We start from the raw sequence: 16,356 nt of genomic DNA on the forward strand, positions 1-16,356 counted from the left end.
ACCGGGGCACGGCCCCGGCGGGGGCATGGTCGGTCAGAAGGCCGACACGTTCTGGCCCTCGGCGCGCCGCGTGGTCGCGATGATGCGACCCGAGCGGCCCAAGGTGCTGACCATCCTGGGGCTGACCGTCGTCAGCGTGCTGCTCACCGCGGTCGGGCCGCGCATCCTGGGCCGCGCCACCGACCTGGTCTTCGCCGGCCTCATCGGTGGCCGCCTGCCGGCCGGGATGAGCAAGGCCGAGGCCGTGGCCGCGCTGCGGGCCGACGGGCAGGGGCGGTTCGCCGACATGGTCGCCGCGATGGACGTCCACCCGGGGCAGGGCGTCGACTTCGACGCCGTCGGCCGGGTGCTGCTCGCCGTGCTGGCCGTGTACGTCCTCGGTGCGCTGCTCGCCTGGCTGGCCGGCTTCCTGCTCAACGACGTCGTGCAGTCGGTGATCCGCCGCCTGCGCGGCGAGGTCGAGGAGACCGTGCACCGGTTGCCGCTCGGCTACTTCGACCGTCAGCCCCGCGGCGAGCTGCTGAGCCGCGCCACCAACGACATCGACAACCTGGCGCAGTCGCTGCAGCAGACGCTCAGCCAGCTGCTCACGGCCGTCCTCACGGTCTTCGCGGTGCTCGCGATGATGCTGTGGATCTCCCCGCTGCTCGCCCTGATCGCGCTCGTCTCGGTGCCGGTCTCGATGGTCGTCACCGGCCAGATCATGAAGCGCTCCCAGAACCTGTTCATCGCGCAGTGGCGCCGTACGGGTCAGCTCAACGCCCACATCGAGGAGACCTTTTCCGGCCACGCGCTGGTCAAGGTGTTCGGCCGTCAGGGCGCCGCGGAGGAGACGTTCGCCCAGGAGAACGACGCGCTGTACCAGGCGTCGTGGTCGGCGCAGTTCATCAGCGGTCTGATCATGCCGATCATGATGTTCGTCGGGAACCTCAACTACGTGGCCATCGCCGTCGTGGGCGGGCTGCGGGTCACCACGGGGTCGCTCAGCCTGGGCGACGTGCAGGCGTTCATCCAGTACGCGCGGCAGTTCAACCAGCCGCTGAGCCAGATCGCCTCGATGGCCAACCTGCTCCAGTCCGGGGTCGCCTCGGCCGAGCGGATCTTCCAGCTCGTCGACGCCCCGCGCGAGGACGACTCGGCGACCGGGACGCTGCCGTCGCCGGCCAGGGGCCAGGTGCGCTTCGAGGACGTCTCCTTCTCGTACGACCCCGAGCGCCCGCTGATCAGCCACCTCGACCTGGTCGCGGAGCCGGGGCAGACCGTCGCCATCGTCGGGCCCACCGGTGCCGGCAAGACGACGCTGGTCAACCTGGTGATGCGCTTCTACGAGGTCACCGGCGGGCGGATCACCCTCGACGGGGTGGACATCGCCTCCGTGCCCCGCGGCGAGCTGCGCAGCCGGATCGGGATGGTGCTCCAGGACACCTGGCTGTTCAAGGGCACGATCGCGGAGAACATCGCGTACGGCCGTCCCGACGCCACGCACGAGCAGGTGCTGGAGGCGGCCCGGGCCACCTTCGTCGACCGCTTCGTGCACTCGCTGCCCGAGGGCTACGAGACCGTCATCGACGAGGAGGGCTCGAACCTCTCCGCGGGCGAGCGTCAACTGGTCACGATCGCGCGGGCGTTCCTGTGCGACCCGGCGCTGCTGATCCTGGACGAGGCCACCAGCTCGGTCGACACGCGTACGGAGCTGCTGCTGCAGCAGGCGATGTCGGCGCTGCGCGCCGATCGGACGTCCTTCGTGATCGCGCACCGGTTGAGCACGATCCGCGACGCGGACCTGATCGTGGTCATGGAGGACGGGGCGATCGTGGAGCAGGGCAGTCACGCCGACCTGCTCGCCGCAGGCGGGGCGTACGCCCGGCTCAGTGCGGCCCAGTTCGCTGCGGCCGTGGCCGAGGAGTGAGCCGGCACTGAGCCGGGGCTGGAAGGGTCAGGCCTCGTACGTGACGGTGTCGGCCTTGCACAGGTAGGTGCGGCCCTTGACGCGGACCTTCTTGGCCTTGACCGTCGCACGGAAGGTCCCTGGGTTGACCCGGTCCTGGGCGAACCGGACCTTCCACGCGCCCCGCGTGGTGGTCCGGGCCGTGCCGGCGTTCACGCCGTCGTCGACCTGACGAAGGGTGACCACGCGACGCTTCTTGCAGAACGCCTTCTTCGACTTCACCGTGCCCTTGAAGACGACGCTGTCGTTGACGAGCTCGTAGCCGGAGATGGTGACCGTGCTGGCCACCTTGCGCGGGGCCGCGTGGGCCGGCGCACCCAGGAGCAGCGGGCTGAGCAGTGTGAGGCCGGCCGTGGCGGCGACGGCTGCTCGCAGACGGTTGGACATGGTGGTTTCCCCCTTGAGTGCAGTGGCTCCGGCCGGGCTGCCGCAGCCTCTGCCGTACAGGATGCCCGACGTCGGCCGGGCCCAAACCGTCACCCGCCCTATCCGTGCGGATAAATGGGTTGGCGACGCGCGGCGCGCGGCCTACCGTGGAGGGACACGGAAAGGAGGTGGTCCGAAACATGAAGTCTTTTCGGATGAGTGAGGTGGCTGTCCGCTGACAGCACCCACCAGCCCGGCTGGCTGCCCGGTGCTGGAGCGAATCCACAGCAGTCACCCGACCCGCAGGCTCCGGAGTCATCCACCGGCCGAGGTCCCCAGGAGGGGACAGCCTGCGGGTCGCTCCATTTCTCGACCTCCCGCGCCTGGAGGGGCGCCGGTCCGCCCACCGGACGGAACGCCCGAGCCGCAGGGTTGCGTCATGCGTACGCGTCCAAGCCCGCGTCATGCGTACGCGTCCGCATGACGTGTGCGACATCCGTACGGGAATGGTTGCCGTTGGCAACTTGTTCGGCCTATGGTTGTCATCGGCAACCAATGGAGTGATCCTCCGGACTGCCTTCGCCGCGACGTCGTCGCCCGTCCCGTGCGCGCACCAGCGCCCCGACGGCAGCCAGTGACCTACTGTGAATCGAGAACCTGTGTCCAACCCCTCTGCGCCGCCCGTGACGGCCCAGGAATCGGGTCAGATGACCCACCGCGAGGTCCTCGAGGCCCTCAGCGGCCTCCTCCTCGCCATGTTCGTGGCGATGGTGTCCAGCACCATCGTGTCCAACGCCCTGCCCCGCATCGTCTCCGACCTCAACGGCAGCCAGACCGGCTACACGTGGGTCGTGGTCTCGACGATGCTGGCCATGACGGTCACCACCCCCGTCTGGGGCAAGCTGGCCGACCTGTTCAACAACAAGGTCCTCGTCCAGATCTCGCTGGCGATCTTCGCCGTGGGTTCGCTGGTGGCGGGCTTCTCGCAGAGCATGGAGATGCTCATCGGGGCCCGCGTCGTGCAGGGCCTCGGCATCGGCGGTCTGACCGCCCTCGTGCAGGTCGTGATCGCCAAGATGGTGTCGCCGCGCGAGCGCGGTCGGTACTCGGGCTACATCGGTGCCGTCTTCGCGATGGCGACCGTGTCGGGTCCGCTCATCGGCGGTCTGCTGGTCGACACCGTCGGCTGGCGTTGGTGCTTCTACATCGGCGTGCCGATCTCCGTCATCGCGTTCGTCGTGCTGCAGATGAAGCTGAACATCCAGTTCCAGCGCCGCGAGGCAAGCATCGACTACGTCGGCTCGCTGCTGATCATGGGCGGCGTCTCCGCGCTGTTGATCTGGGTCTCCCTGGGCGGCAACCAGTTCGACTGGGTCTCCGGCACCAGCTTCGCCCTGCTCGGTGCGGCCGTCGTCGTCATCGCCCTCGCCGTCGCCTGGGAGGCGTTCGGCGCCAAGGAGCCCGTCATCCCGCTGCGCCTGTTCCGCGACCGTACGACGGTGCTCGCCACCCTGGCCTCCGTGCTCATCGGTGTCGCGATGTTCGGCTCGACGGTCTACCTCAGCCAGTACTTCCAGATGGCCCGCGGGATGAGCCCCACCAAGGCCGGCCTGATGTCGATCTTCATGGTCGGTGGCCTCTTCGTCACCAGCGTCGTCTCCGGTCGACTCGTCACCCGGACCGGCCGCTGGAAGCGGTTCCTGGTCGGCGGCATGGTCCTGGTCATCGCCGGCCTCGCGCTGCTCGGCACCATCGACGCGGACACGCACCTGCTGCGCGTCGGCCTCTCGATGACCCTGCTCGGCCTCGGTCTGGGCATGACGATGCAGAACCTCGTGCTCGCCGTGCAGAACAACACCGCCAACGCGGACATGGGTGCCGCCTCCTCGCTGGTCGCGTTCTTCCGCTCCATCGGTGGTTCCGCCGGTGTCGCGGCCCTCGGCGCGCTGCTGAGCCACAAGGTCGCCGACTCGGTCCTGGCGGGCTTCCAGAAGCTCCCCGCCGAGGTGCAGGCCCAGATCGGGGACAGCTCGCACGAGAGCCACTCGATCCCCGACCTGGCCAGCCTCCCTCCGGTCATCCGTGACATCTACGAGCAGGCGTTCGGCGGTGCCATCGGTGACGTGTTCATGGTCGGCGTGCCGTTCGCCGTCCTCGCCCTGGTCTGCGTCCTGCTGATCAAGGAGGTCCCGCTGCGGACCACCGTGATGCGCGACGACGAGCTCAAGGCGGAGCGGGTCGCGGCGGAGTCGCCCGCGGCCGTCGACGCCGGCGCGCACTGAGGCGACGACGTCATGGACCGGATCGAGATGCTGCAGTCCCTCGAGCGCGAGGTCGGCGTGCTGATGCGCCGCTCGCGCCGGGTGGTGGCGGAGCGCGCAGCCATGGTGCATGAGGACCTCACGCCCGCGGCGTACCTGGTGCTCACCTACCTCACCACGATGGGGCCGCTGCGCGCCTCCGTGCTCGTCGACGTCTTCCACCTGGACAAGGGCGCGGTCAGCCGCTCGGTGCACAGCCTGGTCGACCTCGGGCTCATCACCAAGGAGGCCGACCCCGACGACCGGCGTGCGGTGATCCTGCACGTCAGCGAGGTCGCGCGGGCCCGCGTGCGCGAGGTCGCCGAGGTGCGCATCGGAGTCCTCGAGAAGGTGCTGGGGTCGTGGAGCGAGGGGGACCTGGAGGCGTTCGTCGACGCCTTCAGCCGCTACAACGCCCTCCTCGAGCAGACCCTGGCCGACCTGCCGCCGGCGGTCCCGGCGTCGAGCTGCTGACCTGACACCGACCCAGCCCCGCCACGGCCTTCACGGAGCCGCTGCGGGGCTGGGTCGTCCAGCGCTCAGCGCAGCCAGACAGCGGTGTCGGGAGGGAGCCCGTCGGTGACCGGTCCCGAGGCGGCCAGGGCCACGCCCTCGGGCAGCGGGACCGCCTCGGTGCCGCAGTTGAGGACGACCGTCACACCGCCCCGTACGAACGCCAGCACGTCGTCGCCCAGGTCGAGCCAGGCGATCTCCTCCGGCGCGTCCACCAGGTGCCGCCGACGGGCCGCCAGCGTACGGCGGTAGAAGGTCAGTGTGGAATCGGCCGAGGCCTGCTCGGCCTCCACGCTGAGCGTGCTCCAGCCCTCGGGTTGCGGCAGCCACGGTTGGCCCTCGCCGGGCCCGAAGCCGTACGGGGGAGCGTCGCCGCTCCACGGGATCGGCACCCGGCAGCCGTCGCGGCCCAGCCCCATCCGGAACCACGCCGGGTCCTGGCGGGCCTCCTCGGGGACGTTGACCTCCTCCAGGCCGAGCTCCTCGCCCTGGTACAGGTAGCTGGAGCCGGGCAGCCCCAGCATCGTCAGCGTCGCGGCGCGTGCGCGGGCCAGCCCCACAGGGCCGCCGCCGTACCGCGTCGGGTGGCGCACCACGTCGTGGTTGCTCAGCACCCACGTGGCGCTCGCCCCGACCGGGGCCACCGCCGCCAGCGTGTCCGTCACGACCGTACGGAACGCCTCGGCCGACCACGGCGCCGAGAGCCAGGCGAAGTTGAAGGACTGGTGCAGCTCGTCGGGCCGGATGTAGCGGGCCATCGCCTCGGGCGTCTGGGTCCACGCCTCGGCGACGGCCATCCTCTCGCCCGGGTACGAGTCGAGGATGCGCCGCCAGGAGCGGTACACCTCGTGCACCTCGGGCTGGTCGAACATCGGCTCGTCCTGCAGCGGCCGGTCGACCATCGAGGTCGCCTCGGCGACCGGCGCCGTGTCGACCTTGTCGCGCAGGGACTCCTCCTTGTACAGGCCGTGGGCGACGTCGATCCGGAAACCGTCAACGCCGCGGTCCAGCCAGAAGCGCAGGACGTCGGCGAACATCTCGCCCACCTCGGGGTTGCGCCAGTTGAGGTCGGGCTGGGTGGTGTCGAAGAGGTGGAGGTACCACTGGTCGCTGCCCTCGACGCGGGTCCAGGCTGGGCCGCCGAACATGGATCCCCAGTTGTTGGGCGGCTCGTCGCCGCCGTTGCGGCCAGTCCGGAAGAGGTACCGGTCGCGCTCGGGCGAGCCCGGCGCAGCCGCCAGCGCCGCCGGGAACCAGGGGTGCTCGGAGGAGGTGTGGTTGGGGACCAGGTCGACCACGACCCGCAGTCGCAGCGCGTGGGCACGCGCCACCAGCGCGTCCAGATCGGCCATCGTGCCGAACCGCGGGTCGACCCCGGTGTAGTCGGCGACGTCGTAGCCGTGGTCGTGCTGCGGCGAGGTGTAGAAGGGGGTCAGCCAGACCGCGTCCACGCCGAGGTCGGCGAGGTGGTCGAGCCGTGCCGTGATGCCGGGCAGGTCGCCCAGACCGTCGCCGTCGGAGTCGGCGAAGCTGCGCACGTACACCTGGTGGACCACCGCGTGCCGCCACCAGGGCGCCGAGATCACGAGCCCGCCCCGTCGGCAGGTGCGGCGAACATGGCCGGGTCGACCGTGATCCAGACGTGCTCCGCCGTGGCCACGACGCGTCCGTCGGAGTCGTAGAGGGTGGCGGCGGTGAACGTCTTGCGCCCCTCGCGCCCGCGGGGCTCGCCCACCACCACGTGCTCCTCGCCGACCACCGGCAGGGCGTCGAGCCGGGCCGTCATCCGACCCAGCACCTTGACCTCGTCGGTCAGGCCGCCCGCCCAGCCGCCGATGCAGTCCAGGGCCGCCCAGGTGGCCGCCACCCCGGCGCGGGCGTGCTCGTCGACGTAGGTGTGCCAGTCCTCGGCCAGGCTGGGGTGCGGGGTCCAGGTCGCGGCCAGCCGGCCGGTCCCGTCGGCCAACGGGCCGGGGAAGATCCGCAGCCCGTCACCCTCCCCCCGGGCAGGACCGCAGGAGAAGCAGGTCGCGAACGGGTGGTCGACGAGTCCCGGGTAGTGCTCGGAGGCGCGGGCCGCCGAGACCGGGTCGGTGCCGTCGACCTCCACCGGCTCGTGGTCGCTGCGCCTGGCCGTGGCGACCACGGCGCCCCCGAAGGAGGCGGTGACGACACCGTCCTCCTCGCTCACCCGCATCGGCGTGTCCAACGGCGGCGGCTGGCGCAGCGACACCTCGAGGGAGGGCCACGCGTCGTTGCGCCGGTCGGGGCAGTCGAAGGAGTCCTGGGAGGCGAGGGCGCCGGCCGTCCAGCCGCCGTTGCCCGAGGTCGGAGGTCCGTTGAAGCGGGCCGGGACGATGAGTTCGCTCACCCTGTTCATCGTGCCACCAACGGCCACGCGGTGGCACGCGACGGACCGGTGTGCCCGGTTTCGGTCCGGGGGACCGCGACCGTGGGCCTTTTGTCCCCCCGACAGGGCACAATGGGCCGGGTGAGCGACCTCATCGACACCACCGAGATGTACCTGCGCACGATCTACGAGCTCGTGGAGGAGGGCATCGTCCCGCTGCGAGCCAGGATCGCCGAGCGCCTGCACCAGAGCGGACCCACCGTCTCCCAGACCGTGGCCCGCATGGAGCGCGACGGCCTGCTCACCGTCGAGGGCGACCGCCACCTCCAGCTCACCGAGGAGGGCCAGCGCCTCGCCACCCGCGTGATGCGCAAGCACCGCCTGGCCGAGCGCCTGCTCACCGACGTGATCGGGCTCGAGTGGGAGCTCGTGCACGCCGAGGCGTGCCGCTGGGAGCACGTGATGTCGGAGACCGTCGAGCGCCGCCTGATCGAGCTGCTCGACCACCCCACCGAGTCGCCGTACGGCAACCCGATCCCCGGACTCGACGAGCTCGGCCAGACCCCGGCCGAGGAGGAGTTCATGGACGGGGTCGAGTCGCTCGCCGACATCGCCGGCGCCGAGGACCTGCGCGTGCACGTGCGCCGCATCTCCGAGGAGCTGCAGAAGGACGAGGCCCTGATGAGCGCGCTGCGCCGCGTCGGAGCGCTGCCCGGCCGTACGGTCACCGTGGCCGCCACCGACCAGGGCGTGCTGATCGGCTCCGGCGGTGAGACCGCCGAGGTCGTCTACGAGGCGGCCGAGCACGTCTTCGGCACGCCCGCCTGAGCCTGCGCCAGACGTACGACGCGAGGCCGCGACGCCAGACGCACCGAGGCCCGGTTCCCCGAGGGGAGCCGGGCCTCGTCGCGTACCGTCAGCCGACGTTCTTGGACATGCCCTTCCAGTACGGCTCACGCAGCTTGAACTTCTGCAGCTTGCCGGTGGCCGTGCGGGCCAGCTCGTCGCGGAACTCCACCGAGGTGGGCGCCTTGTAGCCGGCGGCCCGCTCCTTGCACCAGGAGATCAGGTCGGCCTCGGTCGCCTCGGTGCCGGGCGTGAGCACCACCAGGGCCTTGATCGTCTCGCCCCACTTCTCGCTCGGGACGCCGATCACGGCGACCTCGGAGACGGCCGGGTGGGAGAAGAGCACGTCCTCCACCTCGATCGAGGAGACGTTCTCGCCGCCGGTGATGATGACGTCCTTCTTGCGGTCGGAGATCGTCAGGTAGCCCTCGTCGTCGATGCTGCCGCCGTCGCCGGTGTGGAACCACCCGTCACGCAGGGCCGCCGAGGTCTCCTCCGGCTTGTTCCAGTAGCCCTCAAGCACCACGTTGGACCGGGCCAGCACCTCCCCGTCGGTGGGGTTGATGTCCAGCGTCACGCCCAGCGCGGGAGCACCGGCGCGGACCAGCTTGCCGGCACGCTCCTCGGGAGTCAGGTCGTCCCACTCGCTGCGACGGCGGTTCACCGTCAGCAGGGGAGAGGTCTCGGTGAGGCCGTAGATCTGGATGAACTCCCAGCCCAGCTTCTCCTCGATGGCGGCGACCGTCGCGGTCGGCGGCGGGGCACCGGCCACGATGATCCGGACCCGGTCGCGACCCGGGATCTCGCCGTCCCACTCGGCTGCCGCCGACAGCACCGCCGAGCAGACGGCCGGCGCGGCGCACATGACGGTGACGCCGTGCTCCTCGACGCGGCGCAGGATCTCGGCGCCGTCGACCTTGCGGAGCACGACGTGCTTGCCACCGACCCCGGTCAGGGTGAACGGCATGCCCCAGCCGTTGGCGTGGAAGGTCGGCAGCGTGTGCAGGTAGACGTCGCGGTCGCTGACGCCCAGGTGGAGCCCGAAGGTCGCCGCGTTGGTCCAGATGTTGCGGTGCGTCAGCTGGACGCCCTTGGGCATCGCCGTGGTGCCGGAGGTGTAGTTGATCGTCGCGGTCGCGTTCTCGTCGGGCGTCCACGGGACCGGCTCGCTGCCCGGGGCCGCGTAGATGGCGTCGTCGTCGCCGAGGACGTACCGGAACTCGGCCTCCACGTCGGCCAGCTCGGCGTCGATCTCCGGGTCGACCAGCAGCATCCGGGCGCCGGACTGCTGGACGATGTACTGCACCTCGGAGGGGCGCAGCCGGAAGTTGATCGGGACCAGCACGCGGCCGTACCCGGAGACGCCGAAGAACGAGGTCAGGAAGCGCGCGGAGTTGTGGCTCACGATCGCGACCCGCTCGCCCGGAGCGATGCCGAGCTCGTCGAGCCGGGCCGCCTGCCGCTTGGCGAGCTCGCCGACCTGGGCGTACGTCAGCTCGCCCTGGCTGGGTGCGGGCTGGTCGGGCTCGTCGACGACGCCGACCCGCTGGCCGTACACGGCGACGGCGCGGTCGATGAAGTCACTGACGCTGAACGGAACGAACACTGCTTGCCTCCAGGGATCGGGCGGTCAACGTCCGATCATTCCAGCCTTGTGGTCACCGTCACACCCTCTCGAGAGGGTGTCGTCAGGAGCCGTAGCGGAGCCGGGCGCGGGCCCTGGCCTTCTCGGCCTCCACGTCGCGGTCCTTGGGTGGCGCGGTGGTGACCAGGCTGTCCAGGAGGTGCTGGGTGGCGTGCGCGATCTCGGCGACGGCGCGGTCGTACGCGGCCTGGTTGGCCGCCGACGGCTTGGTCGCGCCGCCCACCTTGCGCACGTACTGCAGGGCGGCGGCGACGACCTCGTCGGAGGTGGCCGGCGGCTCGAAGTTGTTGAGCGGTCGGATGTTGCGGCACATGGTTCGAGCCTACGCCGGGCGTGGCCGCCTCACAGGTCGAGGAACTCCACGCCCGAGGAGGTGTTCAGGGCCACGCGACCGTCGGCCAGCGGCACGGTCCGAACGCGTGACACGTCGCTGCCGTGCTCGACCTCGATCATCCGGTTGTGCAGCTCGCCGTCGACCAGATGGAGCACCGAGACGTACGCCGTCGGCCGGTCCCAGCCCTTGATGACCACGGTCAGCACGGTGCGGTGCTCCGGCATCCAGGTGAACTGGCGGGGGTCTCCGGCCGCCCCCATCTGGGTGGCCGGGGCGTACGTGTGGACGTCGAGCCGGCGTACGTCCGTGAGGTCGGTGACGTCGAAGACCGCCGCCTGGCCGCGGCCCATCCGGCTGCCGTCCTGGCCGAGCCCGACCATCCGCATCGAGCCCAGCGGGTGCAGGTACTCCGAGAACCCGGGGATCTTCAGCTCGCCGAGCAGGCGGGGGGAGTCGGGGTCGCTGAGGTCGACGGCGTACAACGGGTCGATCTGGCGGAACGTGACCACGATGGCGAGGTCGTCGAACCAGCGCACCGACTTGATCTCCTCGCCGGGGCCGAGGTGGTCGACCCGGGAGCGTTCCTCCAGGGCGCCGGCGCGCTCGTCGAGGACCACGACCGAGTTGAAGTCACCGGTCTCCGACGTGGCACCGAGCGCGACGCGGAGCGACCCGCCGACGGCGTCCATCGACCAGCGGTCGGCCACGGCGCCGTCCAGGCTGGCCCCGGCCACCCAGGTGGTGCTGGTGCCGTCCAGGGCGAAGGCGTCGATGCGGGTACGTCCGCTGCCGGCGGGCTCGCAGCCGAAGCACTCCCGGAAGGTCTGGTCGCCGACCGCCCGGTAGCCCGAGGCCAGGTAGAGCCGGTCGGTGGACATGTACGTGCTCGCGGCGGTGGTCGCGACCCCGGCGACGCTCCAGCCGTCCGCCGAGCCGTCCGCGAACTCCTCGGCCACCCCGGCGTCGGTCGGGTCGAAGGCGGCAACCACGGTGGAGCCCAGGAAGGTGTCGTCCTCGGGGATCGCGACGTCCCCGCAGTCGCCGATGAGCTCTCCGTCGACGGTGGGCAGCCAGTCCTCGATCGTGCTGTCCGCGACGATCTCGCGGTTGCGTCGTTCGGCGCCGCGCTCGCCGCGCAGCAGGCCGGGCTCCACGAAGTCGAGCTCGGGCAGGCCAGCGTTGACGACCAGGCGTACGACGTCGCCGTGGAGCCGGATCTCGTCGATGCTGCCCTGGACCTCGACCGTGCCGACGACGGTGGGTTCGTCGGGGGAGGAGAGGTCGAGGGTGGTCACCCAGCCGCTGACCTGCTCGTCGGGCTCCACGCCGACGACGACGGCGGTGTCGCCGACCAGGAGCAGCTGGTTGACGTCGTCGATGCGGGCCGCGGAGTGCTCCTCCAGGGTGACACTGCTGCGCTCGACGGGCTCGGCGCCGCCGACGTCCCAGACCTCCAGGTCGCGCCCGTCCATGCGGACCAGGAGGTCATCGCGCGTCTTGACCACGTCGGCCTCGTCGACGCCGACCTCCTGCACGTTGGTGCCGGACTCGTTGCTGGTGACGCGGGAGGTGCTGGGCATCGCGCCGCGGGACATCGCGTCCCGGGGGACCGCACCGCCCATCTCGTAGACGACGTCAGGGTTGCCGCTCCACCCCCAGGGGCCGACCTGGCGCTGGCCCCGCTCGACGAAGCTGGCCAGCAGGTCGTCGCACGACGGGTCGGTACGCAGCCCCGCGGCCAGCGCGATCGGGTCGGCGCCCGTGGTCGGGCCCGTGGGGGTGGGCCGGTCGCCGCCCCGCTCGGCGAGCACCCAGCCGGTACCGAAGGCGCCGGCCAGCGCCAGGGTGGCGGTGGCGCCGAGGGCGACGAGACGTACCGGGTTGCGGCGGGGCGAGGAGGACCGGGGCGCGTTCATGGGGGTGGGACGCCACCCCGGCGGGTGTGGTTCCGGCGCCGGCCGGGGGCCGGCCGCTCAGGTCCCGGGTTGCTCAGGTCTCCGGGTAGCTGGTGGGGTCGTAGCCGATGATCGCGGCGTGCTCCTCGTACAGGGCACGTACGGCGGCGGGGAGGATGAAGACGCCCTCCGCGCGGACGCAGACGCCGTGCTCGTCGGAGATGGTGCCCTCGGCGTACGTCTTGACGCCCTCGGTGCGCACCACCCGGCCCTCGGCGCGCAGTCGGCCCAGCGGGGTGCCGCGCTCGTACCGCAGGGTCAGGGTGCCCGTCATCCCCGGCGAGCCCGACACCTCGGCCGCAGCGCCCAGCACCTGGTCGAGGATCAGCGCGGAGACGCCGCCGTGGGTGAGGTGGTTCGGTCCCTCGTACGCCGCTCCGAGGGTGAACTCGCCCCACACGGTGCCGTCGGGCTCGGCGGTCAGTTCGACCGGAGGGGCGATCGGGTTGCGGCGTCCGACCACCGCGTTGCCCCACGCCAGCCGCTTGCCCTGCGTGGTCCAGCGGACCCCGAGCGGGCCGTCGATCTGGCTCGCGGTCAGTCGGTCGGCCTGCTCGCGCAGCACGGCGGTGACCTCGGTGATCGTGGCCGCGTCGACCGTGGTGCGCACACTGGCGTCCACGAGCGCCCGGACGGCTTCGGTGAGCGGGACGTACAGGTCCTTCTCGGCCTCGATCTGGGCCGCGTCCATCTCCACCAGCTGGGGCGGAGGCGGCGTGGTGGGGGTGCTGGTCGTGGTCGTCACGCTCCGCACCCTAGGCCCGCGCACCCGGTCCGGACAGGAAAGTCCGGTTCATGGTCGGTGGTTGCCGGTGCCCCAGGCAAGAGTCGAACTTGCGACCTTTCGCTTAGGAGGCGGCTGCTCTATCCACTGAGCTACTGGGGCGTGGTCGGCGTCGCCGACCGAGGTCATCTTGTCAGGCGGGAGGGTACGAGGCGAGTCCGGCCCCGCCCCGCGGTCGGCGGCGTGTGGTGGTGGCGGACCGTACTTCGTACCGTTTGCCCAGTTCAACTACATTTCGTCCGTCAGCAGCAGTTCCCACAGTGAGGCAACCCCCCCGTGCCTGATGACTCCCGTCGCGCGACGGCGCCCAAGCGTCGCGGGAAGCCGAAGCACCACCACACGGTGCTGCGTGTCATCACCTCCACGCTCGTGGTGCTGGCCATGGTGACGGGGTTGTCGGTGGTGTACCTCTACCGGCACCTCAACTCCAACATCGACACCCGCGACATCACCGCCGCGCTCGGCAAGGACCGGCCCGAGAAGACGTACACGGGCAACGGTGAGCCGCTCAACGTGCTGGTGCTCGGCTCGGACACCCGTGACGGCGAGGGCAACAAGATCGACGGCGAGGCCGGGGGTGGCGTCTCGGACACCACGATCCTGCTGCACGTCTCCGGCGACCGCACCCGGGCGTACGGCATCTCGATCCCTCGCGACACCATCCTCGACCGCCCCGCCTGCGGTGAGAACGACGAGATCCCCGGTGGCACGAACGCCATGTGGAACGACGCGTTCGCGTACGGCGGCGCCGCGTGCACGATCCGTCAGTTCGAGGCCAACACCGACATCCGCGTCGACCACTTCATCGAGGTCGACTTCAACGGGTTCAAGGGGATGGTCGACGCCATCGACGGCGTCCCGGTCTGCCTGCCCGAGCCGATCGACGACCCCGAGCACCAGATCCACCTCGAGGCCGGCGAGCGCGAGCTGCGCGGCGACGAGGCCCTGTCGTACGTGCGGGTGCGCTACAAGATCGGCGACGGCTCCGACATCGGTCGTACGAAGCGGCAGCAGGAGTTCATCGCCTCGATGGTCAACAAGGTGGTGTCGGCCGGAACGCTGACCCGCCTCGACCGGGTGATCGGGTTCCTGGACGCGGCCACGAAGTCGCTGACCACCGACGAGGGTCTCGGCTCGACGGCCAAGATGGGCCGCCTGGCGATGCAGCTGCAGAACATCGGCATGGACAAGATCCAGTTCATCACCATCCCGAACGCCTACTTCGACCGGGACTCCGGCTACTGGGGCCGCGTGTACTGGACCGAGGAGGCCGACCAGGTCTGGGAGCGGATCCGCCTCGACAAGCCGCTGACCAAGGCGCTGACCACCGGCTCGATCAGCGCCGCCAAGGCACCCGGGGCGAAGAAGACCCAGGACCCCGAGCCCAGCGACGACCCGTCCACCACCACGACGCCCGGAACCGGCGGCGACGGTGGCACTGGCGGTACTGCCGGTCCGACCCCGGACGAGGAGGCGGCCGCCGAGGCACGCCTCGCGGTGGGGTTGTGCGCATGAGCGACGAGCGTCCGGAGGGGACCGAGCCCGCCGGGGCGGGGGCGGCCGAGGACGTGCCGGGAGCAGAGGTCGTGCCGGGAGCGGAGGTGCCCGAGGTGCCCGTGAAGCCGCAGGAGCCCGAGTGGAAGCGTCGGCGCCGGCTCGCGGAGATCTTCGGTGACGTGCTGCCCGAGACCACCGGTGACGAGCGGGACGACGCCGCCCCGCGTACGGAGTCGGCCAACGACGCGTGGCTGCGCGCCCAGGTCCCGCCCCACCACGGAGGCGGACGCTCCGGCCTCTGAGGCTCTCTCCGCGGGCGGAGGTCGGCGCGGGCGCTGCTGCGCCGCTGCGCGGCATGCGTCATACGAATGCGTCGTGACGGTCCGGGCGTCATACGGCGCCGCCTCGAAAGGTGGGCGCGTCATGCGGATCGGAACCTATAGGTGCGGGTTCGGATGACGCACGCGGGGTCGGCGGCGGGTTCGGATGACGTACGGGGGGCCGGCGGCGGGTTGGGATGACGCAGGCACCCGCTGGAGGACGCCGGCGCCGACCACGCCCCACCAACGAGACCGGCCGGCACCCGGACGAGGTCCAGGTGCCGGCCGGTGCCGGAACGGGGCGGCCGTCAGGCGCGCTGCGACTTCAGCAGGTCGCGGATCTCCTCGAGCAGGGCGACGTCAGCCGGGGTGCCCTCCTCGGCGGCGGGGAACCAGCGGTCCCGGGCCCTCTGGTACGGCATCACGATCAGGAAGTAGACAACTGCGGCCATGATCAGGAAGGACACCAGAGCGGTCAGGAAGGCACCGACCGGGAGCCCTTCAGGCTTCCACGCGTTGAAGTCCGGCTGGCCGCCGAACTTGCCGATGATGCCCATGATCACGTCGACCGTCGCCGTCACGACCGCGGCGAATGCCGTGCCCATGATGAACGCGGTGGCAAGCTCGATGAGATTGCCCTTCATGATGAAGTTCTTGAAACCCTCCACAGCAGCTCCCTGGAGTTGGACCGGCAGCACCGGTGTTGGTTCTTTCAATGACGGTGAAAGACCCTAACCTCACAAAGCGACGGTGAGGTACTCCGAGAGCGCCGCGCCGGTCAGTGTCACCGCCTCGGAGGCCGAGACCTCGAGCACCACCATTGCTCCGGACCCCACCCCCGATCCCGCGCCGGAGCCTCCCGCGGAGGCCCCGGAGACGTCGCGGGGGATCGCCAGCACCCGTACGTCGTGGGCCACCGGACGCGCCTCCCCCGTACGAGGATCGGTGGCCAGCAGGTCCACGACGTCACCCGGCGCGAGCAGGTCAGCCATGCCGGCGTCGGGCAGGCGGACCGGGAGGGCGGTGGCACCCGGCTGCCCCACGGTCAGCTGGGCCGAGACGAGCCGTACGTCGGTGAGGGGCTCCCCGCGCCGCATCGGTGCGGCCAGGACCCTCCCGGTCGGCGACGCCGCGAGTCCGTCGGGCACCGCGTCGGCCGGCAGGCGGACCGTGGTCAGGTCGTCGGGCCCCACGGTCGTGCCTGCGGCCAGGTCGCGTACGGCCACGGCGACCGCCACCGACGGCGGAGGGGCAGGCGTCACGGCCCGGGCTCCACAGAGGACCGCGACGAGGGCGCACCCGGCCGCGAGCAGGCGGCGGTGGGCCAGGACGCGCCGCCGGAGCAGGCGCCCGCGACGGCTCCAGGCTCGGCCCGGGCGTGGCGGTGGGACGACGGAGGTCATGCGGGCGACGCTAGGGCGCGGCGCCCGCCTCCGGGACCTTCTCCACAGCGCCGGTCGTCAGGACCGGCCCGTGGAGGGTCAGGAAGAAGAAGTGG

General features: G+C 71.2%; 15 protein-coding genes and 1 tRNA gene. 6 read left to right on the top strand and 10 right to left on the bottom strand.

The features are described from left to right. The coding region (locus ACI379_RS03180) for an ABC transporter ATP-binding protein (RefSeq protein WP_439790614.1) at window positions 1-1,909 on the top strand (1,909 nt) is incomplete at its 5' end. A gap of 27 nt (window positions 1,910-1,936) precedes the next feature. Here ACI379_RS03180 and ACI379_RS03185 read toward each other — a convergent pair. Continuing rightward, entirely contained in the window at window positions 1,937-2,335 is a 399-nt protein-coding gene (locus ACI379_RS03185) for a hypothetical protein (protein WP_439790615.1), read from the bottom strand. 686 nt (window positions 2,336-3,021) lie between these two features. Here ACI379_RS03185 and ACI379_RS03190 point away from each other — a divergent pair. Together ACI379_RS03190 and ACI379_RS03195 are read left to right on the top strand one after the other, a co-directional pair. Then, window positions 3,022-4,596, top strand: a complete 1,575-nt coding sequence (locus tag ACI379_RS03190; RefSeq protein WP_439790616.1) for an MDR family MFS transporter — start codon at window positions 3,022-3,024, stop codon at window positions 4,594-4,596. Between the two features lie 12 nt (window positions 4,597-4,608). Further along, complete coding sequence (locus tag ACI379_RS03195; protein WP_439790617.1) at window positions 4,609-5,088, top strand: MarR family winged helix-turn-helix transcriptional regulator; 480 nt, start codon at window positions 4,609-4,611, stop codon at window positions 5,086-5,088. 65 nt (window positions 5,089-5,153) lie between these two features. Here ACI379_RS03195 and ACI379_RS03200 read toward each other — a convergent pair whose 3' ends face one another. Both ACI379_RS03200 and ACI379_RS03205 read right to left on the bottom strand, forming a co-directional pair. After that, the gene (locus tag ACI379_RS03200) at window positions 5,154-6,713 is read right to left on the bottom strand and encodes a glycoside hydrolase family 13 protein (protein WP_439790618.1); all 1,560 of its coding nucleotides are present in this window, start codon (window positions 6,711-6,713) and stop codon (window positions 5,154-5,156) included. Further along, on the bottom strand, window positions 6,710-7,498 hold the full coding sequence (locus ACI379_RS03205; protein WP_439790619.1) for a hypothetical protein: 789 nt from the start codon (window positions 7,496-7,498) through the stop codon (window positions 6,710-6,712). Before ACI379_RS03205 ends, ACI379_RS03200 begins: the two co-directional genes overlap by 4 nt. Before the next feature lie 120 nt (window positions 7,499-7,618). Here ACI379_RS03205 and ACI379_RS03210 point away from each other — a divergent pair, with 120 nt between their 5' ends. Continuing rightward, complete coding sequence (locus ACI379_RS03210; RefSeq protein WP_439790620.1) at window positions 7,619-8,305, top strand: metal-dependent transcriptional regulator; 687 nt, start codon at window positions 7,619-7,621, stop codon at window positions 8,303-8,305. A gap of 88 nt (window positions 8,306-8,393) precedes the next feature. Here the strand turns inward: ACI379_RS03210 and ACI379_RS03215 are convergent, their stop codons facing one another. The 5 genes from ACI379_RS03215 to ACI379_RS03235 all read right to left on the bottom strand — a co-directional run bounded on the left by ACI379_RS03215 (window position 8,394) and on the right by ACI379_RS03235 (window position 13,143). Continuing rightward, window positions 8,394-9,929, bottom strand: coding sequence for an AMP-binding protein (locus tag ACI379_RS03215; RefSeq protein ID WP_439790621.1), 1,536 nt, complete (start codon window positions 9,927-9,929; stop codon window positions 8,394-8,396). 82 nt (window positions 9,930-10,011) lie between these two features. After that, window positions 10,012-10,281 (bottom strand): DUF2277 domain-containing protein, encoded by a 270-nt coding sequence (locus ACI379_RS03220; RefSeq protein ID WP_439790622.1) that lies wholly within the window; start codon window positions 10,279-10,281, stop codon window positions 10,012-10,014. Window positions 10,282-10,310: 29 nt separating this feature from the next. Further along, complete coding sequence (locus ACI379_RS03225; protein WP_439790623.1) at window positions 10,311-12,218, bottom strand: beta-propeller domain-containing protein; 1,908 nt, start codon at window positions 12,216-12,218, stop codon at window positions 10,311-10,313. A 73-nt stretch (window positions 12,219-12,291) separates the two neighbouring features. Then, the gene (locus tag ACI379_RS03230) at window positions 12,292-13,002 is read right to left on the bottom strand and encodes a PaaI family thioesterase (protein WP_439790624.1); all 711 of its coding nucleotides are present in this window, start codon (window positions 13,000-13,002) and stop codon (window positions 12,292-12,294) included. 68 nt (window positions 13,003-13,070) lie between these two features. Further along, window positions 13,071-13,143 (bottom strand) — tRNA-Arg (locus ACI379_RS03235). Window positions 13,144-13,317: 174 nt separating this feature from the next. Here ACI379_RS03235 and ACI379_RS03240 point away from each other — a divergent pair. Both ACI379_RS03240 and ACI379_RS03245 read left to right on the top strand, forming a co-directional pair. Continuing rightward, window positions 13,318-14,556 (top strand): LCP family protein, encoded by a 1,239-nt coding sequence (locus ACI379_RS03240; protein ID WP_439790625.1) that lies wholly within the window; start codon window positions 13,318-13,320, stop codon window positions 14,554-14,556. Then, complete coding sequence (locus tag ACI379_RS03245) at window positions 14,553-14,840, top strand: hypothetical protein (protein WP_439790626.1); 288 nt, start codon at window positions 14,553-14,555, stop codon at window positions 14,838-14,840. Before ACI379_RS03240 ends, ACI379_RS03245 begins: the two co-directional genes overlap by 4 nt. Window positions 14,841-15,166: 326 nt before the next feature. Here the strand turns inward: ACI379_RS03245 and ACI379_RS03250 are convergent, their stop codons facing one another. After that, window positions 15,167-15,526, bottom strand: coding sequence for an MscL family protein (locus tag ACI379_RS03250; RefSeq protein WP_439790627.1), 360 nt, complete (start codon window positions 15,524-15,526; stop codon window positions 15,167-15,169). Between the two features lie 69 nt (window positions 15,527-15,595). Then, window positions 15,596-16,261, bottom strand: coding sequence for a Flp pilus assembly protein CpaB (gene cpaB / locus ACI379_RS03255; protein ID WP_439790628.1), 666 nt, complete (start codon window positions 16,259-16,261; stop codon window positions 15,596-15,598). Between the last annotated feature and the right edge of the window lie 95 nt (window positions 16,262-16,356).

It is taken from the genome of Nocardioides sp., from assembly GCF_051876515.1.
Taxonomy (GTDB): Bacteria; Actinomycetota; Actinomycetes; order Propionibacteriales; family Nocardioidaceae; genus Nocardioides.

What these genes read in the sequence shown, in the direction of transcription:
- ACI379_RS03185 (WP_439790615.1), bottom strand. Translation starts at nt 2,335, where the DNA reads ATGTCCAACCGTCTGCGAGCAGCCGTCGCCGCCACGGCCGGCCTCACA.
- ACI379_RS03190 (WP_439790616.1), top strand. Translation starts at nt 3,022, where the DNA reads ATGACCCACCGCGAGGTCCTCGAGGCCCTCAGCGGCCTCCTCCTCGCC.
- ACI379_RS03195 (WP_439790617.1), top strand. Translation starts at nt 4,609, where the DNA reads ATGGACCGGATCGAGATGCTGCAGTCCCTCGAGCGCGAGGTCGGCGTG.
- ACI379_RS03220 (WP_439790622.1), bottom strand. Translation starts at nt 10,281, where the DNA reads ATGTGCCGCAACATCCGACCGCTCAACAACTTCGAGCCGCCGGCCACC.
- ACI379_RS03225 (WP_439790623.1), bottom strand. Translation starts at nt 12,218, where the DNA reads ATGAACGCGCCCCGGTCCTCCTCGCCCCGCCGCAACCCGGTACGTCTC.
- ACI379_RS03245 (WP_439790626.1), top strand. Translation starts at nt 14,553, where the DNA reads ATGAGCGACGAGCGTCCGGAGGGGACCGAGCCCGCCGGGGCGGGGGCG.
- cpaB (WP_439790628.1), bottom strand. Translation starts at nt 16,261, where the DNA reads ATGACCTCCGTCGTCCCACCGCCACGCCCGGGCCGAGCCTGGAGCCGT.